General features: G+C 65.9%; 20 protein-coding genes. 7 read left to right on the plus strand and 13 right to left on the minus strand.

Features of this window, described 5'->3' with window-relative positions; translation table 11 throughout:
• Nucleotides 1-35 precede the first annotated feature (35 nt).
• Nucleotides 36-2,489 carry a heavy metal translocating P-type ATPase gene (locus BDOA9_RS05795; protein ID WP_152033146.1) on the plus strand — a complete coding sequence of 818 codons (2,454 nt, stop codon included), beginning with the start codon at nucleotides 36-38 and terminating at the stop codon, nucleotides 2,487-2,489.
• A 57-nt stretch (nucleotides 2,490-2,546) separates the two neighbouring features.
• The gene (gene nikR, locus BDOA9_RS05800; protein WP_025033003.1) at nucleotides 2,547-2,987 is read left to right on the plus strand and encodes a nickel-responsive transcriptional regulator NikR; all 441 of its coding nucleotides are present in this window, start codon (nucleotides 2,547-2,549) and stop codon (nucleotides 2,985-2,987) included.
• A 24-nt stretch (nucleotides 2,988-3,011) separates the two neighbouring features.
• Here nikR and BDOA9_RS05805 read toward each other — a convergent pair whose 3' ends face one another.
• Nucleotides 3,012-4,199 carry an IS481 family transposase gene (locus tag BDOA9_RS05805; RefSeq protein ID WP_025032165.1) on the minus strand — a complete coding sequence of 396 codons (1,188 nt, stop codon included), beginning with the start codon at nucleotides 4,197-4,199 and terminating at the stop codon, nucleotides 3,012-3,014.
• Between the two features lie 167 nt (nucleotides 4,200-4,366).
• On the opposite strand from BDOA9_RS05805, the gene BDOA9_RS05810 reads away from it, so the two are divergent.
• Nucleotides 4,367-5,107, plus strand: a complete 741-nt coding sequence (locus tag BDOA9_RS05810) for a sulfate transporter family protein (protein ID WP_025033004.1) — start codon at nucleotides 4,367-4,369, stop codon at nucleotides 5,105-5,107.
• A gap of 7 nt (nucleotides 5,108-5,114) precedes the next feature.
• On the opposite strand, the gene BDOA9_RS05815 is transcribed toward BDOA9_RS05810, so the two are convergent.
• From BDOA9_RS05815 to nth, 3 genes are all read right to left on the minus strand, one after another.
• Nucleotides 5,115-6,740, minus strand: coding sequence for an MFS transporter (locus BDOA9_RS05815; protein WP_025033005.1), 1,626 nt, complete (start codon nucleotides 6,738-6,740; stop codon nucleotides 5,115-5,117).
• Nucleotides 6,730-7,848, minus strand: a complete 1,119-nt coding sequence (locus tag BDOA9_RS05820; RefSeq protein WP_025033006.1) for an HlyD family secretion protein — start codon at nucleotides 7,846-7,848, stop codon at nucleotides 6,730-6,732. The genes BDOA9_RS05815 and BDOA9_RS05820 overlap by 11 nt, the downstream gene beginning before the upstream one ends.
• A gap of 112 nt (nucleotides 7,849-7,960) precedes the next feature.
• The gene (gene nth / locus BDOA9_RS05825; RefSeq protein WP_025033007.1) at nucleotides 7,961-8,713 is read right to left on the minus strand and encodes an endonuclease III; all 753 of its coding nucleotides are present in this window, start codon (nucleotides 8,711-8,713) and stop codon (nucleotides 7,961-7,963) included.
• A 22-nt stretch (nucleotides 8,714-8,735) separates the two neighbouring features.
• Here nth and BDOA9_RS05830 point away from each other — a divergent pair, with 22 nt between their 5' ends.
• Complete coding sequence (locus tag BDOA9_RS05830; protein ID WP_025033008.1) at nucleotides 8,736-9,269, plus strand: DUF2244 domain-containing protein; 534 nt, start codon at nucleotides 8,736-8,738, stop codon at nucleotides 9,267-9,269.
• A 54-nt stretch (nucleotides 9,270-9,323) separates the two neighbouring features.
• Nucleotides 9,324-10,220 (plus strand): methylated-DNA--[protein]-cysteine S-methyltransferase, encoded by an 897-nt coding sequence (locus tag BDOA9_RS05835; RefSeq protein ID WP_025033009.1) that lies wholly within the window; start codon nucleotides 9,324-9,326, stop codon nucleotides 10,218-10,220.
• 34 nt (nucleotides 10,221-10,254) lie between these two features.
• Here the strand turns inward: BDOA9_RS05835 and BDOA9_RS05840 are convergent, their stop codons facing one another.
• From BDOA9_RS05840 to dnaK, 8 genes are all read right to left on the minus strand, one after another.
• A complete protein-coding gene (locus BDOA9_RS05840; protein WP_025033010.1) occupies nucleotides 10,255-10,878 on the minus strand; it encodes a 2,3-bisphosphoglycerate-dependent phosphoglycerate mutase in 624 nt (207 codons plus the stop codon).
• 23 nt (nucleotides 10,879-10,901) lie between these two features.
• Entirely contained in the window at nucleotides 10,902-11,717 is an 816-nt protein-coding gene (dapB, locus tag BDOA9_RS05845) for a 4-hydroxy-tetrahydrodipicolinate reductase (protein ID WP_025033011.1), read from the minus strand.
• 125 nt (nucleotides 11,718-11,842) lie between these two features.
• The gene (locus tag BDOA9_RS05850; RefSeq protein ID WP_025033012.1) at nucleotides 11,843-12,154 is read right to left on the minus strand and encodes a DUF1330 domain-containing protein; all 312 of its coding nucleotides are present in this window, start codon (nucleotides 12,152-12,154) and stop codon (nucleotides 11,843-11,845) included.
• 24 nt (nucleotides 12,155-12,178) lie between these two features.
• Nucleotides 12,179-12,889 carry an orotidine-5'-phosphate decarboxylase gene (gene pyrF, locus BDOA9_RS05855; RefSeq protein WP_025033013.1) on the minus strand — a complete coding sequence of 237 codons (711 nt, stop codon included), beginning with the start codon at nucleotides 12,887-12,889 and terminating at the stop codon, nucleotides 12,179-12,181.
• Between the two features lie 6 nt (nucleotides 12,890-12,895).
• Nucleotides 12,896-13,474, minus strand: coding sequence for an NADPH-dependent FMN reductase (locus BDOA9_RS05860; protein WP_025033014.1), 579 nt, complete (start codon nucleotides 13,472-13,474; stop codon nucleotides 12,896-12,898).
• A gap of 56 nt (nucleotides 13,475-13,530) precedes the next feature.
• Entirely contained in the window at nucleotides 13,531-14,130 is a 600-nt protein-coding gene (locus BDOA9_RS05865) for a class I SAM-dependent methyltransferase (RefSeq protein WP_025033015.1), read from the minus strand.
• A gap of 88 nt (nucleotides 14,131-14,218) precedes the next feature.
• Nucleotides 14,219-15,355, minus strand: coding sequence for a molecular chaperone DnaJ (gene dnaJ / locus BDOA9_RS05870; RefSeq protein WP_025033016.1), 1,137 nt, complete (start codon nucleotides 15,353-15,355; stop codon nucleotides 14,219-14,221).
• Between the two features lie 272 nt (nucleotides 15,356-15,627).
• A complete protein-coding gene (gene dnaK, locus BDOA9_RS05875) occupies nucleotides 15,628-17,529 on the minus strand; it encodes a molecular chaperone DnaK (protein ID WP_025033017.1) in 1,902 nt (633 codons plus the stop codon).
• 394 nt (nucleotides 17,530-17,923) lie between these two features.
• On the opposite strand from dnaK, the gene BDOA9_RS05880 reads away from it, so the two are divergent.
• Together BDOA9_RS05880 and pncA are read left to right on the plus strand one after the other, a co-directional pair.
• Nucleotides 17,924-18,865: a hypothetical protein gene (locus BDOA9_RS05880; RefSeq protein ID WP_025033018.1), complete on the plus strand. Its 942-nt coding sequence runs from the start codon at nucleotides 17,924-17,926 to the stop codon at nucleotides 18,863-18,865.
• 262 nt (nucleotides 18,866-19,127) lie between these two features.
• A complete protein-coding gene (gene pncA / locus BDOA9_RS05885) occupies nucleotides 19,128-19,850 on the plus strand; it encodes a bifunctional nicotinamidase/pyrazinamidase (protein WP_025033019.1) in 723 nt (240 codons plus the stop codon).
• A gap of 146 nt (nucleotides 19,851-19,996) precedes the next feature.
• Here pncA and grpE read toward each other — a convergent pair whose 3' ends face one another.
• Nucleotides 19,997-20,614 carry a nucleotide exchange factor GrpE gene (gene grpE, locus BDOA9_RS05890; RefSeq protein ID WP_025033020.1) on the minus strand — a complete coding sequence of 206 codons (618 nt, stop codon included), beginning with the start codon at nucleotides 20,612-20,614 and terminating at the stop codon, nucleotides 19,997-19,999.
• Nucleotides 20,615-20,682: the final 68 nt, after the last annotated feature.

The raw sequence follows: 20,682 nt of genomic DNA on the forward strand, positions 1-20,682 counted from the left end.
GTATAGGTTACAAGACCAGGCACAAAGGCCGGAACATGGCAATCAACAACAACGAGCACGAGCATCGTCACGGCGCGGCAACGCATTCCGGATGCGGCTGTTCCTCGAAAGCTGCCGCGCCCGCGGCCAAGCCCGAGGCGTCCTCGTGCTGCGGCGGCCACGGTCTTGCCGGCCACGACCATCATCATGGCGACGCCGCAATCAAGGTCAAAGATCCCGTCTGCGGCATGACCGTCGATCCCGCGACCTCGAAGCACCGCTTCGAGCATCACGGCGAGACCTTCCATTTCTGCTCGGCCGGCTGCCGCACCAAGTTCGCCGCCGATCCCGCCAAGTATCTTGCCAAGGAGAAGGCGCGCGAACCGGAACTGCCCGCCGGCACGATCTACACCTGTCCGATGCATCCGCAGATCCGCCAGGTCGGGCCGGGCACGTGCCCGATCTGCGGCATGGCGCTGGAGCCCGAGGTCGCGAGCCTGGAGACCGGTCCCAATCCGGAGCTCGCCGACATGACGCGGCGGTTCTGGATCGGCGGCGTGCTGTCGCTGCCGCCGATCGTGCTGGAGATGGGCGGCCATCTCGCAGGCCCCCACAGCTGGATCGATCCCACGCTGTCGAACTGGATCCAGCTCGTCTTCGCAACACCCGTGGTGCTGTGGGCCGGCTGGCCGTTCTTCGTCCGCGGCTGGCAGTCGCTGCTGACGCGCAATCTCAACATGTTCACGCTGATCGCAATGGGCACCGGCGTTGCCTATGTCTACAGCGTGCTCGGCACGGTGACGCCGCAGATATTCCCCGCCAATTTCCGCGGCCATGAAGGCGCGGTCGCGGTCTATTTCGAGGCGGCCGCCGTCATCACCGTGCTGGTGCTGCTCGGCCAGGTGCTGGAGCTGCGCGCCCGCGATGCGACCTCGGGCGCGATCAAGGCGCTGCTGCAGCTCGCCCCGAAGACCGCGCGCCGCGTCGACGCCGATGGCAGCGAGCACGAGGTCGAGATCGACACGCTCCACGCCGGCGATCACCTGCGCGTCCGTCCCGGCGAGAAGGTGCCGGTCGACGGCGTCATCCTGGAGGGGCGCTCGTCGCTCGATGAATCGCTGGTGACGGGCGAATCCATGCCGGTCACCAAGGAGGCAGGTGCAAAAGTCATCGCCGGCACGCTGAACCAGTCCGGCAGCTTCATCATGCGCGCCGACAAGGTCGGGCGCGAGACGCTGCTGTCGCAGATCGTGCAAATGGTCGCGGACGCGCAGCGCTCGCGCGCGCCGATCCAGCGCCTGGCCGACCAGGTCGCCGGCTGGTTCGTGCCCGCGGTGATCGTCGTCGCCATCGCCGCCTTTGCCGCCTGGGCCTGGTTCGGACCGGAGCCGCGGCTCGCCTTCGGCCTCGTCGCCGCCGTCAGCGTGCTGATCATCGCCTGCCCCTGTGCGCTGGGCCTCGCCACCCCGATGTCGATCATGGTCGGCGTCGGCCGCGGCGCGCAGGGCGGCGTGCTGATCAAGAACGCCGAGGCGCTGGAGCGGATGGAGAAGATCGACACGCTGGTTGTCGACAAGACCGGCACGCTGACCGAGGGCAAGCCCAAGCTGGTCTCGATCGTGCCGGCGTCCGGCTTCGCGGAAGACGACATCCTTCGGCTGGCGGCCACCGTCGAGCGTGCCAGCGAGCATCCGCTGGCCGACGCCGTCGTGCGCGCGGCCAAGGAGAAGCAGCTCACCCTGGGCCAGGTCGAGCAGTTCGATTCGCCGACCGGCAAGGGCGCGACCGGCAAGGTCGACGGCAGGACGATCGTCCTCGGCAATGCAAAATACTTGACGTCGATCGGTATCGACACCTCACCGCTCGACGCGGAGGCCGAGCGGCTGCGCGGCGACGGCGCCACCGTGATCAACATGGCCGTCGACGGCCGGCTGGCCGGCCTGTTCGCGATCGCCGATCCGGTCAAGGCCTCGACGCCGGAGGCGCTGAAGGCGCTCGCGGCGGAGGGCATCAAGGTGATCATGCTGACCGGCGACAACCGCACCACGGCCGAGGCCGTGGCGCGCCGGCTCGGCATCGCCGAGGTCGAGGCGGAGGTGCTGCCGGACCAGAAGAGCGCAGTGGTGACCAAGCTGCAGAAGGCTGGCCGCAGCGTCGCCATGGCCGGCGACGGTGTCAATGATGCGCCGGCGCTGGCGGCGGCCGAGGTCGGCATCGCCATGGGCACAGGCACCGACGTTGCGATGGAGAGCGCCGGCGTGACGCTGCTCAAGGGCGATCTCGTCGGCATCGTCCGGGCGCGAAAACTGTCGCAGGCGACGATGAGCAACATCCGGCAGAACCTGTTCTTCGCCTTCATCTACAACGCCGCCGGGATTCCGATCGCCGCCGGCGTCCTCTATCCGGCGTTCGGCCTGCTGCTCTCCCCGATCATCGCGGCGGCCGCGATGGCGCTGTCCTCGGTCAGCGTCGTCGGCAACGCGCTGCGGCTGCGTGCGACGCGGCTGTGAGCGGCGCCAAATCCGTGTAAAACGGGTCCATTCGGCGATATGCGCGGAGAGCACCTGATGCAGCGGATTACGATCACGATCGAGGACGATCTCCTGGCGGAGATCGATGCGGCGGCGGAGGCGCGCGGCTACCAGAACCGCTCCGAGATCATCCGCGACCTCGCGCGCGCCGGCCTGCAGCAGAGCGCGGAGGACACCGCGCAGACCGGCCAATGCGTCGCCGGTCTCGTCTACGTCTATGACCACGCGGCGCGCGATCTGTCGAAACGGCTGGTGCAGGAATTCCACGGCCATCACGACCTCGCGCTGGCGACGCTGCATGTCCACCTCGACGACGACAATTGCATGGAGATGACGGCGCTGCGCGGCGCCGCCTCCGAGGTCAGGCATTTCGCCGACCACATCATCGCCGAACGCGGCGTACGCTACGGCCGCGTGGTGATGATCCCGACCGGCGACGGCAAACAGGCGAAGGCGCGCAAGCACCGGCATGATTAGGCCAGATCTTACCCTCCCCTGTGTTCAGACCGGGGACATGGTGGACGGGTGTTCGGAGACATCGTGGACACTTTCTGTGCTTCCGTCGAGAGGCCGGATGTCGACGGTAGCAATTGTCTGGGTTCTGAAGACGACGCTGAAGACGCCGTCCTGAGCCGTTGGCCGAAACGCGAGGGCCTTCCCGTAGAAGGCCTTCGGGACTTTGATTTTGCGACCGCGGAAGCTGACGTGACCGCCTTGCTGGATCCGGCGCACCTCGTCGCCCGGAGCGTATTCGAAGGGAGCGATGGTCTCGACATAGTCACGCGGGCTGGGTTGATAGCGGCTGGCAGGGACAGCGAGTTCGAGCGCCTCGTGCGGCCGTTGGGTGTTGTAGATGGTGCGCCAGCGCTCGAAGGCATGTTCGGCAGCAGCGAGATCGGCGAAGGGCGGGCCGGACAGGACTTCGGCCTTCAGGCTGCGGTGGAAGCGTTCGTCCTTGCCCATGGTTTGCGGATGATAGGGCCGCGAATGGCTGATCTTGATGCCATGCTCGATCAGCCAGACCCCGAGCGGGGTGAACGGGCTGCCCGGTCCGTCGCCCCAGGGCGAGCCGTTGTCGGTGATCATCCTCTCGGGCAAGCCGTAGCGGCGGAAAGCCGCGATGAGATGCTCCTGAACCGTCTCGGTGCGTTCGTTGGTGCACGCCGCAAGTGCAACCGAGAAGCGCGAGTGATCGTCGAGCACGGTCAGTGGATGAAGTCGGCCAGTGTGCATGGCCACGTGGCCCTTGAAGTCCATTTGCCACAACTCGTTTGGTCGCGATCGTTCGAAACGGATCAAGGCAGGCGAACCGCCGCCGAATTTGCCAAGTTCCACCCCATGTCGCCTCAGGATCGCCGTGACCGTCGAAGGCGCCGGAACGGCTTCCTGTCCCAGATCCTTCAGCCGCCTGGCAATCTTCCGTCCGCCCCAAGCCGGATGCTCGGCTCTCACCGAAAGCACGGCCGCCTCGATCGCCGCGGCGCTGCGCGCGGGCGACGTCTGTGGGCGCCGCGGCTGCTCCACAAGTCCAGCCGCCCCGTCCAGCCGCCAACGCTCCAGCCACTTGTAGCCCGTCGTCGGGCTGATCCCGAAGCGACGGCACAGCTGCCGAACATTGCTGCCCTCTTCCGAGGCCAACATCACAAACTCCAACCTCGCGTCCATCCGAGACACCTCGCGGAACGGCATCCGACAGCCTCCTTGCTTTGCTGTCGAAAGTGTCCACGATGTCTCCGAACACCCGTCCACCATGTCCCCGGTCTGAACACCCTCCAGGGGAGGGTAGGAAAGCCGCCCTTGCCGAAGCCGCATTCGGTGTCTACTTCTCGCAGGTCGTTTACCTCAGAGGGTCCTCCATGCTGGATGCCGCCATCAAGGCGCTGTCGCAAATGATCTCGCCGCCGATGCGCTCGATCCTGTGGCGGTCGATCGGGCTTGCGCTGGTGCTGATCATCGTGCTGGCGATCGGCTTGCAGCGGCTCTTGAGCTGGTTTGCGACCTCCGGCGCGGTGTGGCTGGAAGGCCTGCTCGGCCCGGGCTGGCATTCGTCGATCGAGGTTCTCTCCTGGATCGTCTCGATCGCGGCGGGCCTCGGCGTCGTGTTCGGCGGCATCTTCCTGATGCCGGCGATCACTTCGCTGGTGGCGAGCCTGTTCGTCGACGACGTCGCCGACATCGTCGAGCGCGAGCACTATCCCGCCGAGCGGCCGGGCACCGCGCTGCCGTTCAGCCAGGCGATGCTCGAGGGCATCAAGACCGCGCTCCTGACCATCCTGGTCTATCTCGCCGCGCTGCCCCTGGTGCTGTTCGCCGGCGCCGGTTTCCTGATCTTCTTCCTCGCCGCCGCCTGGCTGCTCGGCCGCGAATATTTCGAGCTCGCCGCCATGCGCTTCCGCCCGCGGGAGGAAGCCAAGGCGATGCGCCGCGACAATGCCGCCACCATCTTCACCGCCGGCCTGTTCATCGCCGCCTTCGTCTCGATCCCGATCGCCAATCTGGCGACGCCGATCTTCGCCATGGCCTTCATGGTCCACATGCACAAGCGCCTGTCAGGCCCGCGGCCCGAGCTGATCGAGCCGGCGCGGCAGGTGCGGTGACCTAAGCTCAGGCCACGCGCATCCCGCACTTCCGCAACAGCATCTTGGCGAAGCCGAACGGCGCCGGCGTGAACGGGCCGGGCGGCGCGCGGGTGATCAGGGCGACGGCGCCGAGTGCGGCCACCGCGAGCCAGAAGCACAGCCAGAATCCGTCGATATAGGCGAGCACATTGGCCTCGCGCTGCACAAAGCCCGCGAGCGTGCCGACCGCGCGCGCCTGCGCCGATCCCGTGCCATGGGCGGCGAAGTGGTCGGCAAGCTGCTTCAGGATGCGCACGACATCGACGTCGCCGACGCCAAGATTCTGGCCGAGATAGAAAGAGTGGACCTGCTCGCGGACGCGCAGCCACGTCCCCATCAATGCCACGCCGATTTCGGCGCCGCCGAGACGCATGATCTGGATATAGGCGGCGAACGACGTCGCGCGGCTCGGATCGGAATTGGACAGCAGCGTTATGATGAGCGGCAGCAGGGTCAGCGATTGGCCCATCGCCTGCAGCAGCACGATGCCGACGAAATCCTCGCGCGCCCAGTCGTGGGTGAGCTGCGTGCCCCAGAGATTGGCCGCGGCAAAGCAGGCAAATCCGACAACCAGCACGGCGCGCGCATCGAAATGCCTGAGCAGCCAGATCGACAGCGGCACCAGCCCGAGCATCGGCAGCGCGCCATGGGTGAGCAGCAACAGGCCGCTCTGCTCCGGCCTGAGCTGGCCGACCGTGGCGAGGAAGTTCGGCACCAGGGATGCATTGGAGAGGCTGGTCAGCGTGTAGAGCAGGATCAGGACCAGCCCCAATCCGATGTTGCGCGAGAACAGCACGTTGACATGAGCCCAGGGCTGTCTGACCTGCGACTCGTTGACGAGGAAGGCCACGAACAAAGCCGCGCCGCCGGCGAGCAGCGCCGTCACCGTGCCGTTGCCAAGCCAGTCCAGCCGGTTGCCCTGGTCGAGCCCGGCATAGATCATCGACACGGAGGCACCGAGCAGCAGCATGCCGCCCCAATCGGCCTCGCGCAGCAGCGCACGATTCACCGGCTCGCTGGGCGTGCCCCAATACACCATCAGACCCATCAGCGGCGCGATCACGACACCCTGCCAGTACAGCCATTGCCAGCCGAGATGGTCGACATAGAAGCCGACCAGCGAGGTCGAGGTGTCCAGAGCGAAGCCGACGCGGATCGCATAGATCGAGATCGCCGGCAGCCACCAGCGGATCGGCAGATTGCGGAACACGATCATCAGCGTCGCCGGCACGAAGGTGCCGAGCAGCAGGCCATGCACGACGCTGAGGAGCAGCAATGTCGGATAGTCGCGCGCGAACGGGACAATCAGCGACACTGCCGCGTAGACGAGGCTCGGGATACCGAGCACACGACGCAGGCCAAACACGGTGGCGAGCCAGGCCACCGCGGGCGCGATGAAGATCTGCGAACCGATCCCGGCGGTGGAGAGCCAGGCGCCCTCGTCGAAGGAGAGCGAGAACGCGCCGCGCAGATCGGGCAGGCCGACCGTGATTAGCCGGCTGTCGAAATTGGCGAGGAACGAGCCGAGCAGCACGGCTGCGACGGCAAACAGCGGCTGCGGCGCGACGCCGCCGCGGGAAAGCGGTCCGCGGTCGCTGTCATCATCTTCCATGACCGGCCCTGATATCGATACGGGTGACGACCGACATGCCCGGCACCAGGCGCGCCAGCAGCGGTTGGCCTTCGTCGAACTCAATCCGCACGGGAATGCGCTGCACCACCTTGGTGAAATTGCCGGTCGCATTGTCAGGCGGCAGTAGGGCGACCTGCGCGCCAGTTGCGGGCGCGATGCGCTCGACCCTGCCGCGCAGCGTTTCGCGCGGGAAACTGTCGACGGTGATCTCGACCGGCTGCCCCGGCGCCACGTGCGTGAGCTGGGTCTCCTTGTAGTTGGCGACGACATAGACCTTCGGCAGCGGCACCACGTTGATGAGGTTGGTGCCGATATTGACGTAGTCGCCGGGCTGCACCTGGCGTTCGCCGACGACGCCGTCGAACGGCGCCGTGATCTTGGTGTAGCCGAGCTTGAGCTTGGCGCCAGCCAGCGTCGCCTTGGCCGCCGCAACGTCGGCGGCGCGCTGCTTCCGCGTGCCTTGCAGCACCTCGAGCTGGTGCTGCTGGGCTGCGATCACGGCGCGGCTGGCGCGTACGTCGGCCTGCGCCTTGGCGTAAGCCGCGACGGCCTGCTCGAAGCGCTGCCGCGTGCCGGATTCGGTCTGCGACAGCGATTGCTGACGCTCCTGCTCCTGCCGCGCCTCGACCTCCATGGCTTCGGCCGAGAGCCGCGCCGCCTGCGCCTGCGCGATCGTTGCGTATTGAAGCTCGATCTGGTTGGCCAGATTGTCAAGCGTAGCCTGCGCCGCGGCGACATTGGCTTCGGCCTGCGCGACTTGCGCATCATAGTCGGCGGGATCGATCTGGATCAGGAGGTCGCCGGCCTTCACGCGCTGGAAGTCGGTCACGGCGACGGTCAGCACTTCGCCCGCGACGCGGCTCGAAAGCCGTGTGAGCTCGGCGCGGACATAGGCGTCGTTGGTGGTCTGGATCGCCGCGTTGCCGACCCATTCGTCGAAGCGCAGCGTCGCCAGTGCGACAAAGGCGAGCGCGACGAAAACCGCGAATAGCGGGATGGCGAAGCGGCTCCAGAGCGGCGTGGCCGGCCGCTGACTCGGCTTTGGTATCGGGGAAGGCGGCGACGTTACTTGTTCTTGTTGACTCACGACAGCGCTCCAATTTCCGCCGTCAGTCCGGGATGGTCCGAAGGACCAGACCCGGAATCGCGAGATTCCGGGTTCGCCTCTTCGAGGCGCCCCGGAATGACTTGAGTGTTGCTCACACCGTCTTCTCCGGCCAGCGGCAGAGGTCGTTGATCAGGCAGACCTCGCAACGCGGCTTGCGGGCGAGGCAGGTATAGCGGCCGTGCAGGATCAGCCAATGATGCGCGTGCAGCATGAACTCGGCGGGGATCACCTTTTCGAGGCCAAGCTCGACCTCGAGCGGCGTCTTGCCGGGCGCTAGCCCCGTGCGATTGCCGACGCGGAAGACATGGGTGTCGACTGCCATGGTGTGCTCGCCGAAGGCCATGTTGAGCACGACGTTCGCGGTCTTGCGACCTGCGCCGGGCAGCGACTCGATCTCGGCCCGCGTGCGCGGCACCTCGCCGCCGAATTCATTGAGCAGCTTGGCCGACAGCGCGATCACGTTCCTGGCCTTGGTGCGGTAGAGGCCGATCGTCTTGATGTAGTCGCGCAAGCGCTCCTCGCCGAGATCGACCATCTTCTTCGGGGTGTCGGCAACCTCGAACAGCGCGCGCGTCGCCTTGTTGACGCCTGCATCGGTCGCCTGCGCCGACAGCACCACGGCGACCAGGAGCGTGAACGGGTTGACGTGCTCGAGCTCGCCCTTGGGCTCCGGATTGGCCTTGCGGAAGCGGCTGAAGACCTCGTGGACCTCGGCCGGCGTCCACGGCTTCGTGGCTTTGAGCGATTTCTTCGCGGGCGCTTTCGGCTTGGTCGCGTCCGGTTTTGCCTTTTTCTTCGGCACGGCCGTTTTGCGCGGGACCGGCTTGCGGGTGATTTTCGCCATGATCGGGATATACTGATGGACGATGAGCACAGGCAACGAAATTGCGCGGTCGCGGTCTGAGAGCGAGGATGAGCCTCAGATCTTCTCCGCGCTGCTGACGCCGCACCGCTCGCTGAACCGCACCGGCTTTCTCGCCGTGATGCTGTTCCTGAGCGCAATCAGCTTCGTCACGGGCCTCGCTTTCCTGATGATGGGCGCCTGGCCGGTGTTCGGTTTCTTCGGTCTCGACGTGCTCGTGATCTGGTGGGCCTTCAAGGTCAATTTTCGCGCGGCACGAGCCAGCGAGGAGATCGTGGTGACGCCGTCGGAATTGCGGGTGCGGCGCGTCAGCCATCGTGGCCAGATTGCCGAATGGACCTTCAATCCGCTCTGGGTCCGGCTCGACCAGGAGGTCGACGAGGAATACGGCATCGAGCACCTCTATCTGATCTCCCGCGGCCGCCGCCTCCTCATCGCAGGCTTTCTCGGACCGGAAGAAAAAGCAAGTTTTTACAAGGCCTTGGTCGCAGCTCTCAACGCCGTGCGGCGGGGCCCGACCTATCATCCGGTGACCTGAGCAAAGTCGGAAATCGGGTGGTCTCGCGCCGCCCCCTCCCCTACATTTCCGCTCATGATGACCCTTGCGATACATGACCAGCGCCTGGCGAGGCCAGGCACCCAGAACGCCGCGCTGCGCGACTATGATTCGGTGCGGCGGGCGATCGCCTTCATCTCGGCGAACTGGCGCGCGCAGCCGACCATCGAGGCGATGGCGGATGCCGCAGGCGTGACGCCGGATGAGCTGCACCATCTGTTCCGCCGCTGGGCTTCGATCACGCCGAAGGCCTTCATGCAGGCGCTCACCCTCGACCACGCCAAGAACCTGCTCAGGGATTCCGCCAGCATCCTCGACGCGGCGCTCGACTCCGGCCTGTCGGGACCGGGCCGGCTGCACGATCTCTTCGTCACCCATGAAGCGATGTCGCCGGGCGAATGGAAGAACGGCGGCGCGGGGCTCACCCTGCGCCACGGCTTCCATCCCTCGCCGTTCGGCACCGCGATCGTGATCGCCACCGATCGCGGCCTGTCGGGCCTCGCCTTCGCCGATCACGGCGAGGAGAAGGTCGCGCTCGCCGACATGACGCGGCGCTGGCCAAACGCCACCTATGTGGAAGATCACGACGGCACTGCGCCGCTCGCAGCGCGCGTTTTCGATCCAAGACTATGGCGGCCGGACCAGCCGCTGCGCGTGGTGCTGATCGGCACCGATTTCGAAGTGCGGGTGTGGGAGACGCTCTTGAGGATTCCGATGGGGCGCGCGGTGTCCTATTCCGACATCGCCTGCAACATCAACAATCCGAAGGCCTCGCGCGCCGTCGGCGCGGCGGTCGGCAAGAACCCGGTCTCGTTCGTCGTGCCCTGCCACCGCGCGCTCGGCAAGAGCGGCACGCTGACCGGCTACCACTGGGGCATCACCCGCAAGCAGGCGATGCTGGGCTGGGAGGCCGGACAGCTGGGGCTGCAGTAGACGCAACAAGCACACTGCCGTAGGGTGGCGAAACTCAGCTCGCCAGATCCAGCTTCGAGGCCACGGTCGAATCCGCATTCAGCCGGTAGATGATCGGCACGCCGGTGGCGAGCTCGCGCTTCAAAATGCCCTCCGGCGAGAGCTTCTCCAGCACCATGATCAGCGCGCGCAGCGAGTTGCCGTGGGCGGCAACCAGCGTGCGCTTGCCGTTGAGCACGCCGGGCAGGATCTCCTGCACGTAGTACGGCAGCGCGCGCGCCAGCGTGTCCTTCAGGCTTTCGCCGCCGGGCGGCGGCACGTCGTAGGAGCGGCGCCAGATCAGCACCTGCTCCTCGCCCCATTTCTTGCGGGCGTCGTCCTTGTTGAGACCGGAGAGATCGCCGTAGTCCCGCTCGTTGAGTGCGAGGTTCTTCGAGGTCGGCAGACCCTCCTGGCCGAGCTCGCCGAGGATGAGATCCAGCGTGTGCTGCGCGCGCGTCAGCACCGAGGTGAAGGCGACGTCGAACACCAGGCCCTGAGCCTTCAGCTTGCGGCCGGCTTCCCTGGCTTCGTTCACGCCGAGCTCGGTGAGGTCGGGGTCCTTCCAGCCCGTGAACAGGTTCTTCAGATTCCATTCGCTCTGGCCGTGGCGCACGAGCACGAGAAGACGTTCACTCATCACTGCATTCCGTGTTGTTCAGTTCAGATATCAGACAAGCCGAGCACGTCGGCCATTGAGTAAAGCCCCGGCTTCTTGCCGTGCGCCCACAGCGCCGCCTTGAGCGCACCATGGGCGAACAGCATGCGGTCCTCGGCCTGATGCGACAGCGTCAGGCGCTCGAACGGGCCGAGGAAGGTCACGCTGTGGTCGCCGGCCACGGTGCCGCCGCGCAAGGAGGCGAAACCGATATGGCCCGGCCGACGGGCGCCGGTGATGCCGTCACGGCCACGTTCGGAATGATCATCCAGGGTGACGCCGCGGCCGCTCGCTGCGGCCTGGCCCAGCATCAGCGCGGTGCCCGAGGGCGCATCGACCTTCATGCGGTGATGGGTCTCGACGATCTCGATGTCAAAACTCTGGTCGAGCGCCTTGGCAACGCGCTTGACCACGGCGGCGAGCAGATTGACGCCGAGACTCATGTTGCCCGACTGCACCACCACCGCGCGGTTGGTGACGCTCTTGATCACGGCATTGTCCGAGCCAGACAGGCCGGTGGTGCCGATGACGTGCACGAGGCCGCGCTCGGCGGCGATCGCGACATTGGCGATGGTCGCCGCCGGCACCGTGAAATCGAGGATGCCGTCGGCCTCCTTCGACATCGCCCAGAGATCGGCGGAGAGCTTGATATCGTTAGCCGGCAGGCCTGCGAGCACGCCGGCATCCTTGCCGAGCAGCTCCGAGCCCGGCGCCTCCAGCGCGCCGGCCAGCACCGCGCCATCGCTGTCGGCAATTGCCCGCACCAGCGCCCGGCCCATCCGGCCGCCGGCTCCCGCAACAATCAACCGCATGTCGGCCATGGTGTGATCCTCTCCGGAGGCCGTTGTAGCGGGGGGAGGCAGTTCCGGCAACCGAGGCCAACGCGCGCGACGCGTGCCTTCACCCTCCCCTGGAGGGCCTGGAGGGGGAGGGTAAGAAAGAAAGCCTAGCCGTCCTGCGGCTGCGGGCCGTCGTACCCTTCGATGATGATGAGGTCGGCGACCGAGTGCGGCTGGCGCACCTTGATGTTGGCCTGGTATTCCGGCGAGTTGTAGCAGGCGAGCGCGGTCTCGTAATCGGGGAATTCGATCACGACGTTGCGGTTGCGGCTGGCGCCTTCGACGGCGGTGAACTTGCCGGCGCGGACGACGAAGCGGCCGCCCCATTTCTTGAAGATCGGACCGTTGGCGATCGCGTAGGGCTTGTAGCCCTCGTCATTGTTCACGTCGACGCGCCCGATCCAGTAGCCCTTTGCCATTCTTCTTCTCCCTGTTGTTGGTTGTTAACCGAGCGCCTGCGCGATCTCGACATGGATCGCCTCCGCGACTGCCTTGGGGTCGGCGGCTTCCAGCACCGGCCGCCCAACGACGAGATAATCGGCGCCAGCCGTGATCGCACGCCCCGGCGTCATGATCCGCTTCTGGTCACCGGTCGCCGAACCTGCCGGCCGGATGCCGGGGGTGACGAGGTGCATCTGGTGGCCGACGATCTTGCGCAACGCCCCGACTTCCTCCGGCGAGGATACGAGGCCGTCGACGCCGAGCACCTGCGCCTGCTGCGCACGCGCCTCGACCAGCTCCGACACGCTGAGCCGATAACCGGCCGCATGCAGATCGTCGTCGTTGTAGGAGGTCAGCACCGTGACGGCGAGGATCTTCAGGCTGGCGCTGCCGCGGCCTTCGACGGCCCCCTTCATGGTCTGCGGATAAGCATGCACAGTGACGAAGGTCGCGCCGAGCTTCGCAACACTCTCGGTGCCCCGCGCAACCGTGTTGCCGATGTCGTGCATCTTGAGATCGGCGAAAACCTTCTTGCCGCTGTCGGCGAGCTTGGCGATCAAGGGCAGGCCGCCGGCATAAGCGAGCTGATAGCCGATCTTGTAGAACGTGACGCTGTCGCCGAGCTTCGCGATCATCGCCTCCGCGGCATCAACGCTCGGCAGATCGAGCGCAACGATCAGGCGGTCCTTTGGGGCGATCTCGGCTGGCGTCATGTCACCTCACATCATGCGTTGGGAAACGTCGATCAATTGCGACACCAGCTCCTTCAGCGCGGCGATATCGCCCTCGTTCTTCAGCCTGTCCATATCGTCATAGGCCTGGTCGGCAAAAGCGAGGGTGAGCTGGCTGGCAATCACATTGGCGTGGCAGGCGGAGAGGATCAGCCGCAGCGCCTGCAGTGCACGGGCGGCACCTAACCGGCTCTGGGACGCGCCGGCAAGCGCGAAGACGCGGTTGCGGAACACCTCGCCGCGCGCCTCGTGCAGCTCGTGCACGCGGCTGACCCAGTCGATCGCATTCTTCAGGAGCGGCGGCACCGAGGCGTTGTATTCGGGCGAGACGATGAGGACGCCGTGATGCGCACCGATCATGCGCTTGAGATTGATCGCGTGCTTGGGCACGCCGGATTTGGCCTGGAGATCGCCGTCATAGATCGGCAACGGAAAATCGGCGAGCGAGATGCGGGTGACGTCGACGCCGGCCTGAACAAATTCGTAGGCCGCCACCGCCGCCAGCTTCGCATTGTGCGAGCCGGTGCGCAGCGAGCCGGGAATAATCAGGATCTTGGGAGCTGGCATCCAATCCCACGCGTTCGGCGAAACGAGCCCGCCGAGCAAAGGAGGAGCCGGCGGAATTAATGCTTGCGATACACCCAGACGCGGGCCGGCGGAAGGTTCATCCAGATCCGTTCCGACGCCTCTGTGGACACGCCGGGCAGCGATTTCGGGATCGGCGGCACCACCGCATAGGTGAACTGGATGAAGGGCGCACCGGGCGCGAGCGCGGTGAAGGCGTCACGAATGAGCCGCAGCCGCGTCAGCATCGGTTTCGTGACGAGCGGCAGGCCGGACACCACCGCGCTGGCCGGCGCACTCAGGACGTTCCAGAGCGTGTCGCGCAGGCGATAGGCATCGCCCTGCACCACCTTGGCTTGCGGGTAGCGGTCGCGCAGCAGCGCGCAGAAGCCGGGATTGTATTCGACGAGAACGAGACGCTTCTGGTCGACGCCGCGCTCGATCAACGCGGAGGTGATGGCGCCGGTGCCGGGTCCGAGCTCGACCACCGGTGCGTCGGAATCGGGATCGACGTAATGAGCCATGGTCCGCGCCAGCAGCTTGCCGGACGGCATCACTGCGCCCATGTGCAGGGGCTTTTCGATCCACGATCTGAGAAAGCGCACCTCGTCGTCGAGACGAGGCTTCTTCAACGCACGCGCGGACGATGGCAAGGGCATGTCGGGACCGGACGGGACCGCGGGACCGCGGCGTGTCAGAAAATGGTCATAAAGACGTATAGGCCGAAGGCGATACGGTCAAGACGAGTCAATTCGCCCGATTGCCGAAGAAATCCTTGACCTTGGCGAAGAAACCCTCGGCTTCGGGCTGGGTGTTGCCGGAGGAGAGCTTTTCGAACTCGGCCAGCAGTTCCTGCTGCTTCTTGGTCAGGTTCTGCGGGGTCTCGACCATGACCTGAACGTACATGTCCCCCATCTGGCGCGACCGCAGCACCGGCATACCCTTTGATGCAATGCGGAATCGGCGGCCCGACTGGGTGCCGGCGGGCACCTTCACCTTGGTCTTGGCCTTGTCGATGGTCGGGACCTCGAATTCGCCGCCGAGCGCGGCGGTCACCATCGAGATCGGCACGCGGCAATGCAGGTCCGCGCCGTCGCGCTGGAAGAACTGGTGCTGGGCCAGCGAGAGGAAGATGTAGAGGTCGCCAGGCGGCCCGCCGCGCACGCCAGCCTCGCCTTCGCCGGCGAGCCTGATCCGTGTGCCGTCCTCGACGCCTTGCGGAATGTTGACCGAGAGCGTCCGCTCGCGGGTGACCCGCCCTTGTCCCGCGCAGGACGGGCAGGCGTCCTCGATCATCTGGCCGCGGCCCTGACAGCCCGGGCAGGTCCGCTCCAGCGTGAAAAAGCCTTGCGACTGCCGCACGCGCCCCTGCCCCCCGCAGGTCGAGCAGGTCTTCGGCTTGGTGCCGGCCTTGGCACCAATGCCCGAGCAGGCCTCGCAGGTCACCGAGACCGGAATCTCGATCTGCGCGGTCTTGCCGCCGAAGGCTTCCTCGAGCGTGATTTCCATGTTGTAGCGCAGGTCGGCGCCGCGCTCGCGGCCGCCGCGGCCGCGCTGTCCGGCCATGCCGAACAGATCCTCGAAGATGTCGGAGAAAGAGGAGGCGAAGCCCGCGCCGAACCCAGCGCCGCCGCCGAAGCCGCCGCCCTGCTCGAACGCGGCGTGGCCGTAACGATCGTAGGCGGCACGCTTGTCCTTGTCCTTCAGGACCTCGTAAGCCTCGTTGATTTCCTTGAACTTGACTTCGCTGGTCTCATCCCCGGGATTGCGGTCGGGATGGAATTTCATCGCCAGCTTGCGGAACGACGACTTCAGCTTGCCTTCGTCGGCATCGCGTTCGACTTCGAGGGTCTCGTAATAGCAGCGCTTGGTGGACGTGGACATGATGAGCTCGGTCTATCCAATCGCGATTCAAGTTGGCGCGGAACAACGCTGACATGCGGCGATATAAGCGCCCTTCTGCCTTGCGGCAGAGGGCAGCCTCGCAGCGTTGAGAATAACGGCTGGGAATTGATCGATCGTAACGAGGCCGCCTTTGAAGGAGTCCTGAAAGGAGTCCTGGCCCGCCCGCCCCGACACGACGGCCTCCCCCGCGAGGGAGGAGGCCGGTAGCGCGTGTGGGGTCCAAGCCGTCCGCATCGTCACCCTCTCGGGGCTTAAGCGGACTTCTTGTTGTTCTTGTCGTCGTCGACCTCGGTGAATTCCGCGTCGACGACGTCGTCCTTGGCCGCGTCCTTCTTGGCGTCGGCCTCGGCCTGCTGCTTGTACATGGCCTCGCCGAGCTTCATCGAAGCCTGCGCCAGCGTCTGGGTCTTGGCCTTGATCGCCTCGGCATCGTCGCCCTTCAGCGCTTCCTTGAGGTCGCTGACGGCATCCTCGATGGCGCGGCGCTCGCTCTCGGCGACCTTCGAGCCGTGCTCGGCCAGAGCCTTCTCGGTCGAATGCACCAGGCCATCCGCCTCGTTCTTGGCGGTGACGGCCTCGCGGCGCTTCTTGTCCGCCTCGGCATTGGCCTCGGCGTCCTTGACCATCTTCTCGATGTCGGCTTCCGACAGGCCGCCCGAGGCCTGGATGCGGATCTGCTGCTCCTTGCCGGTGGCCTTGTCCTTGGCCGACACGTTGACGATGCCGTTGGCGTCGATGTCGAAGGTCACCTCGATCTGCGGCATGCCGCGCGGCGCCGGCGGAATGCCCATCAGGTCGAACTGGCCGAGCATCTTGTTGTCGGCCGCCATTTCACGCTCGCCCTGGAAGACGCGGATGGTGACGGCATTCTGGTTGTCTTCAGCCGTCGAGAACACCTGGCTCTTCTTGGTCGGGATCGTGGTGTTGCGGTCGATGATGCGGGTGAACACGCCGCCCAGCGTCTCGATGCCCAGCGACAGCGGGGTCACGTCGAGCAGCAGCACGTCCTTGACGTCGCCCTGGAGCACGCCGGCCTGGATCGCGGCACCGATCGCCACGACCTCGTCCGGGTTGACGCCCTTGTGCGGCTCCTTGCCGAACAGCTGCTTCACGACTTCCTGGACCTTCGGCATCCGCGACATGCCGCCGACCAGCACGACTTCGCCGATCTCACCGGCGGTGACGCCGGCGTCCTTCAGCGCCTTGCGGCAGGGCTCGACGGTCTTCTGGATGAGGTCGTCGACCAGCGCCTCGAACTTGGCGCGGGTGAGCTTCATCGTCAGATGCTTCGGGCCGGTCTGGTCCGCGGTGATGAAGGGCAGGTTGATCTCGGTCTGCGTCGTCGAGGACAGCTCGATCTTGGCCTTTTCAGCGGCTTCCTTCAGGCGCTGCAACGCGAGCTTGTCGTTGCGCAGGTTGATGCCCTGCTCCTTCTGGAATTCGTCGGCGAGATAACCGACCAGGCGCATGTCGAAATCTTCGCCGCCGAGGAAGGTGTCGCCGTTGGTCGACTTCACCTCGAACACGCCGTCGCCGATTTCGAGAATGGAGATATCGAACGTGCCGCCGCCGAGGTCGTACACGGCGATGGTGCCGGCCTTGGTCTTGTCGAGGCCATAGGCGAGCGCGGCCGCGGTCGGCTCGTTGATGATGCGCAGCACTTCGAGGCCCGCGATCTTGCCGGCGTCCTTGGTCGCCTGGCGCTGGGCGTCGTTGAAGTAGGCGGGAACGGTGATGACGGCCTGGTCGACCTTCTGGCCGAGATGGGCTTCCGCGGTCTCCTTCATCTTCTGCAGGATGAACGCCGAGACCTGCGAGGGCGAGTAGGTCTGGCCGTCGGCCTCGACCCAGGCGTCGCCGTTGGAAGCCTTCACGATCTTGTAGGGAACGAGCTTCTTGTCCTTCTCGACCATCGGGTCGTCGTAGCGGCGGCCGATCAGGCGCTTCACTGCGAAGAAGGTGCGCTCGGGATTGGTGACGGCCTGGCGCTTGGCCGGCTGGCCGACGAGGCGCTCGCCGTCATCCGTGACGGCGACGATCGAAGGCGTCGTGCGCATGCCTTCGGAATTCTCGATGACTTTGGCGTTCTTGCCATCCATCACGGCCACGCACGAATTCGTGGTGCCGAGGTCGATCCCAATGACCTTTCCCATGGTCCTGATATCCTTCTTTTTGCGGCAGGTTGGCTGGGCCCAAGAGGCACCCGAACCGAAACCCCCTAAGATCAAACATCCGCGATATTGCGATGATTGAGGCTCATATAGGAGGGGGGGAGGGGCCCGCAAGGACCGAAGCTACGTTTCTGCCGCTAAAACATCGGGTTTTGGAAGATGATATCCGGGCTCAACCGCCCTTGCGGGTGAGGAATTATTAACAGGTCCGGGCTTCGGCAAGCCCCCGCACCCGCGGGTCCGCCCGCCCTGTTGCGGCGAGGCCAAACCGGCTAAAAGGCGGGCCAACCGCACGGCCGGCGCAGCTGCTTCGCGCGACAAAGCGGCCCGGTGGCCGACCATCGAACGGCCTCAATGTGAACCAATCAGAGTGGCCATGAAGCTGATCCGCCCCCTCGCCGCGCTCGCCCTCCTCGCCGCCTCCGCGCTGCCGGCCTTCGCCGCCGATGCCGTGTTTCCGCCCGGCTTGCGTCTCGGCATGGTGCCGCTGATCGGCCTCAGCACGGCCAAGACCTTTCCGGGCTTCGAGAGCGAGGACGGCAGCGTCAAGGTGCTGGTCACCGAGCTGCCGCCGGCGGCCTATGGCGAGGTCGTGAGCGCCTTCAATGCCAATCCCGGCGGGACCGGCGGCGTCAAGCAGGACAAGGTCGAGACCCCCGCGGGTCTTGCCTATTTCACCACCGAAAACGGCAAGGCCGGCGATACGCCGGTGAAGCGCTACTCGATGATCGTGCCCGGCGCCGGCTTCTCCGGCTATGTCGCGGTGCAGATCCCGGAGAATGCGACCAAGATCTACACCGACGAGGCGGTACGGCAGATGTTTGCCAGCGCCACCACCCGCAGGCAGGTGTCGGCCGAAGAGCAGATCGCGCTGCTGCCGTTCAAGATCACCGATCTCGCGGACTTCAAGGACGTCCGGACGCTGGCGCCGGGCTCCAGCATCATCCTGGCCGACGGCGACGAGAGCGTTGGCTACGAGTCGAGGCCGTTCATGATCCTCGGCCTGATCGGCGCCACCCCGCAAGCCGCCGACGACCGCGCCCGCTTCGCCCAGGAGGCGGCGCGCCAGATTCCCGGCGTGCGCGAGTCCCGCATCACCATGTCCGAGCCGATCCGCATCAACGGCCAGCAGGGTTTCGAGACCAGGATCGACGGCGTCAGCGGCAAGGACAAGACCCCCGTCACCGTGGTGCAGTGGATCCGCTTCTCGACCGGCGGCGCCTCGCTGCGCATCATCGCCAGCGCCCCGCGCGACCAGTGGCAAGCCGCCTTCACCCGCTTCCGCGCCGTACGCGACGGGATTCAGCCGAAGGGATAGCGCCCGTCACGCGCGAGGTGCGCTCCCTCCCCCGCCTGCGGGGGAGGGTTGGGAGAGGGTGCCTCCGCGGGCGAGAACCCCCAAGAGGAGAGAACCCTCACCCGCCGCTTCGCGTCGACATCTCCCGCAAGCGGAAGAGGTGCACCGAACACGCCGCGAGAGCCCAACCGCTCATCAAGCCCGGCTGCATTTTCAGGCTTCTGTTCGTATACGAACGGAACTAGGCTTCCTCCCGTTGGATCATCCTGGAGGGGAGGTAGACATGCTGGTTCGGCGACAAGTCTTGGCAATGCTCGGAACGACGGCGCTTGCGACGCTGGCGCCAGCCGCGCTGTTCGCGGCCACATCGATCAAGCCGGACGATGCATCCGCGCTGCTCGTGATCGACGTGCAGAACTGCTTCCTGCCCGGCGGCAGCCTCGCGGTGAAGGAAGGCGAGCAGGTGGTGCCCGTCATCAACAAGATGGCGAAGGCATTTGCGAACGTGGTGATGACGCAGGACTGGCACACGCCGGGCCACGTTTCGTTTGCGTCGGTTCATGCCGGCAAGAAGCCGTTCGAGACGGTCGATCTTCCCTACGGCAAGCAGGTGCTGTGGCCGGACCATTGCGTGCAGGGCACCGATGGCGCCGCACTGTCGAAGGATCTGTCGATCCCGCACGCCGAGCTCATCATCCGCAAGGGCTTTCACAAGGACGTCGACAGCTATTCGGCCTTCCTCGAAGCCGACGGCAAGACCTCGACCGGGCTCGCCGGCTACCTCAGGGGCCGCAAGATCAAGCGCGTCTTCGTCGCTGGCCTCGCGACGGATTTCTGCGTCGCCTGGACCGCTCTCGACGCTCGCAAGGCCGGCTTCGAAGTCTATGTGGTGGAAGACGCCTGCCGCGGCATCGACACGCAGGGCTCGCTGGCAAAGGCCTGGGCCGATATGGCCAAGGCCGGCGTGAAGCGGATTCAGTCGGGTGATATCGCGGCGAGCGCGTAAGGCGGCGCGCAATATTGCACGACCCTCATCCTGAGGAGCGCGCTTCTTCGCGCGTCTCGAAGGATGAAAGCCACGCTGCAACAGCCGGGCCTGCATGGTTCGAGACGCCGCGCAAAGGCGCGGCTCCTCACCATGAGGGTCTTGACTCAGTTCGCCGCGCTGCTCGACTCGTTGTTGTTCGCCGCCGGTGCTGCCTTCGCGCCGCCCTTGGCGACGCCGACCAGCGCCGGGCGCAGCACGCGCTCGCCGATGGTGTAGCCGGCCTGCATGACCTGCACCACGGTCCCCGTGGGCACCGACGCATCCGGCACTTCGTACATCGCCTGATGGAAGTTCGGATCGAACTTCTGGCCCTGCGGATCGAGCTTCTTCACGCCGTGCTTTTCCAGCGCGCTGTGCAGCGAACGCTCGGTGAGCTCGACGCCCTCGATCAACGCGGTCAGGCCGGGATCGGCCGCGGCACGCGCCTCGGGCGGAACGGCATCGAGCGCGCGCTGGAGATTGTCGGCGATGTCGAGCACATCGCGGGCAAAGCCGGTGATGCCGTAGAGGCGGGCGTCAGCGACTTCCTTGGTGGTCCGCTTGCGCAGATTCTCCATCTCGGCCAGCGTCCGCAGCATGCGGTCGCGCGCTTCAGCCGCTTCCTTCTGCAACGTCTCGACCGAGCCGGGCTCGGGATCGTCGGGCATGATGTAGGGTTTCGACACCACGGGCTCGCCGGTCGCAGCAGTCGTGTCTTGGGGTTGCCGGTCTTGCTCGGTCATCGGCTCTGATCTCGAACTCGTTTCAGGGATGTTGGCCCGGATATCGTGCTTAAACCCACGAAAATCAA

The organism is Bradyrhizobium sp. DOA9 (assembly GCF_000617845.2).
Lineage (GTDB): Bacteria > Pseudomonadota > Alphaproteobacteria > Rhizobiales > Xanthobacteraceae > Bradyrhizobium.

Excerpts from the sequence above, each read along its gene's own strand:
- pncA (WP_025033019.1), top strand. The coding sequence starts at position 19,128 with ATGCTGGTTCGGCGACAAGTCTTGGCAATGCTCGGAACGACGGCGCTT.
- nth (WP_025033007.1), bottom strand. The coding sequence starts at position 8,713 with ATGGCGAAAATCACCCGCAAGCCGGTCCCGCGCAAAACGGCCGTGCCG.
- BDOA9_RS05805 (WP_025032165.1), bottom strand. The coding sequence starts at position 4,199 with ATGCCGTTCCGCGAGGTGTCTCGGATGGACGCGAGGTTGGAGTTTGTG.
- BDOA9_RS05810 (WP_025033004.1), top strand. The coding sequence starts at position 4,367 with ATGCTGGATGCCGCCATCAAGGCGCTGTCGCAAATGATCTCGCCGCCG.
- grpE (WP_025033020.1), bottom strand. The coding sequence starts at position 20,614 with ATGACCGAGCAAGACCGGCAACCCCAAGACACGACTGCTGCGACCGGC.
- nikR (WP_025033003.1), top strand. The coding sequence starts at position 2,547 with ATGCAGCGGATTACGATCACGATCGAGGACGATCTCCTGGCGGAGATC.
- BDOA9_RS05860 (WP_025033014.1), bottom strand. The coding sequence starts at position 13,474 with ATGCCAGCTCCCAAGATCCTGATTATTCCCGGCTCGCTGCGCACCGGC.
- dnaJ (WP_025033016.1), bottom strand. The coding sequence starts at position 15,355 with ATGTCCACGTCCACCAAGCGCTGCTATTACGAGACCCTCGAAGTCGAA.
- BDOA9_RS05840 (WP_025033010.1), bottom strand. The coding sequence starts at position 10,878 with ATGAGTGAACGTCTTCTCGTGCTCGTGCGCCACGGCCAGAGCGAATGG.
- BDOA9_RS05815 (WP_025033005.1), bottom strand. The coding sequence starts at position 6,740 with ATGGAAGATGATGACAGCGACCGCGGACCGCTTTCCCGCGGCGGCGTC.
- BDOA9_RS05865 (WP_025033015.1), bottom strand. The coding sequence starts at position 14,130 with ATGCCCTTGCCATCGTCCGCGCGTGCGTTGAAGAAGCCTCGTCTCGAC.
- dnaK (WP_025033017.1), bottom strand. The coding sequence starts at position 17,529 with ATGGGAAAGGTCATTGGGATCGACCTCGGCACCACGAATTCGTGCGTG.
- BDOA9_RS05835 (WP_025033009.1), top strand. The coding sequence starts at position 9,324 with ATGATGACCCTTGCGATACATGACCAGCGCCTGGCGAGGCCAGGCACC.
- pyrF (WP_025033013.1), bottom strand. The coding sequence starts at position 12,889 with ATGACGCCAGCCGAGATCGCCCCAAAGGACCGCCTGATCGTTGCGCTC.
- BDOA9_RS05830 (WP_025033008.1), top strand. The coding sequence starts at position 8,736 with ATGAGCACAGGCAACGAAATTGCGCGGTCGCGGTCTGAGAGCGAGGAT.
- BDOA9_RS05850 (WP_025033012.1), bottom strand. The coding sequence starts at position 12,154 with ATGGCAAAGGGCTACTGGATCGGGCGCGTCGACGTGAACAATGACGAG.
- BDOA9_RS05795 (WP_152033146.1), top strand. The coding sequence starts at position 36 with ATGGCAATCAACAACAACGAGCACGAGCATCGTCACGGCGCGGCAACG.
- BDOA9_RS05880 (WP_025033018.1), top strand. The coding sequence starts at position 17,924 with ATGAAGCTGATCCGCCCCCTCGCCGCGCTCGCCCTCCTCGCCGCCTCC.
- dapB (WP_025033011.1), bottom strand. The coding sequence starts at position 11,717 with ATGGCCGACATGCGGTTGATTGTTGCGGGAGCCGGCGGCCGGATGGGC.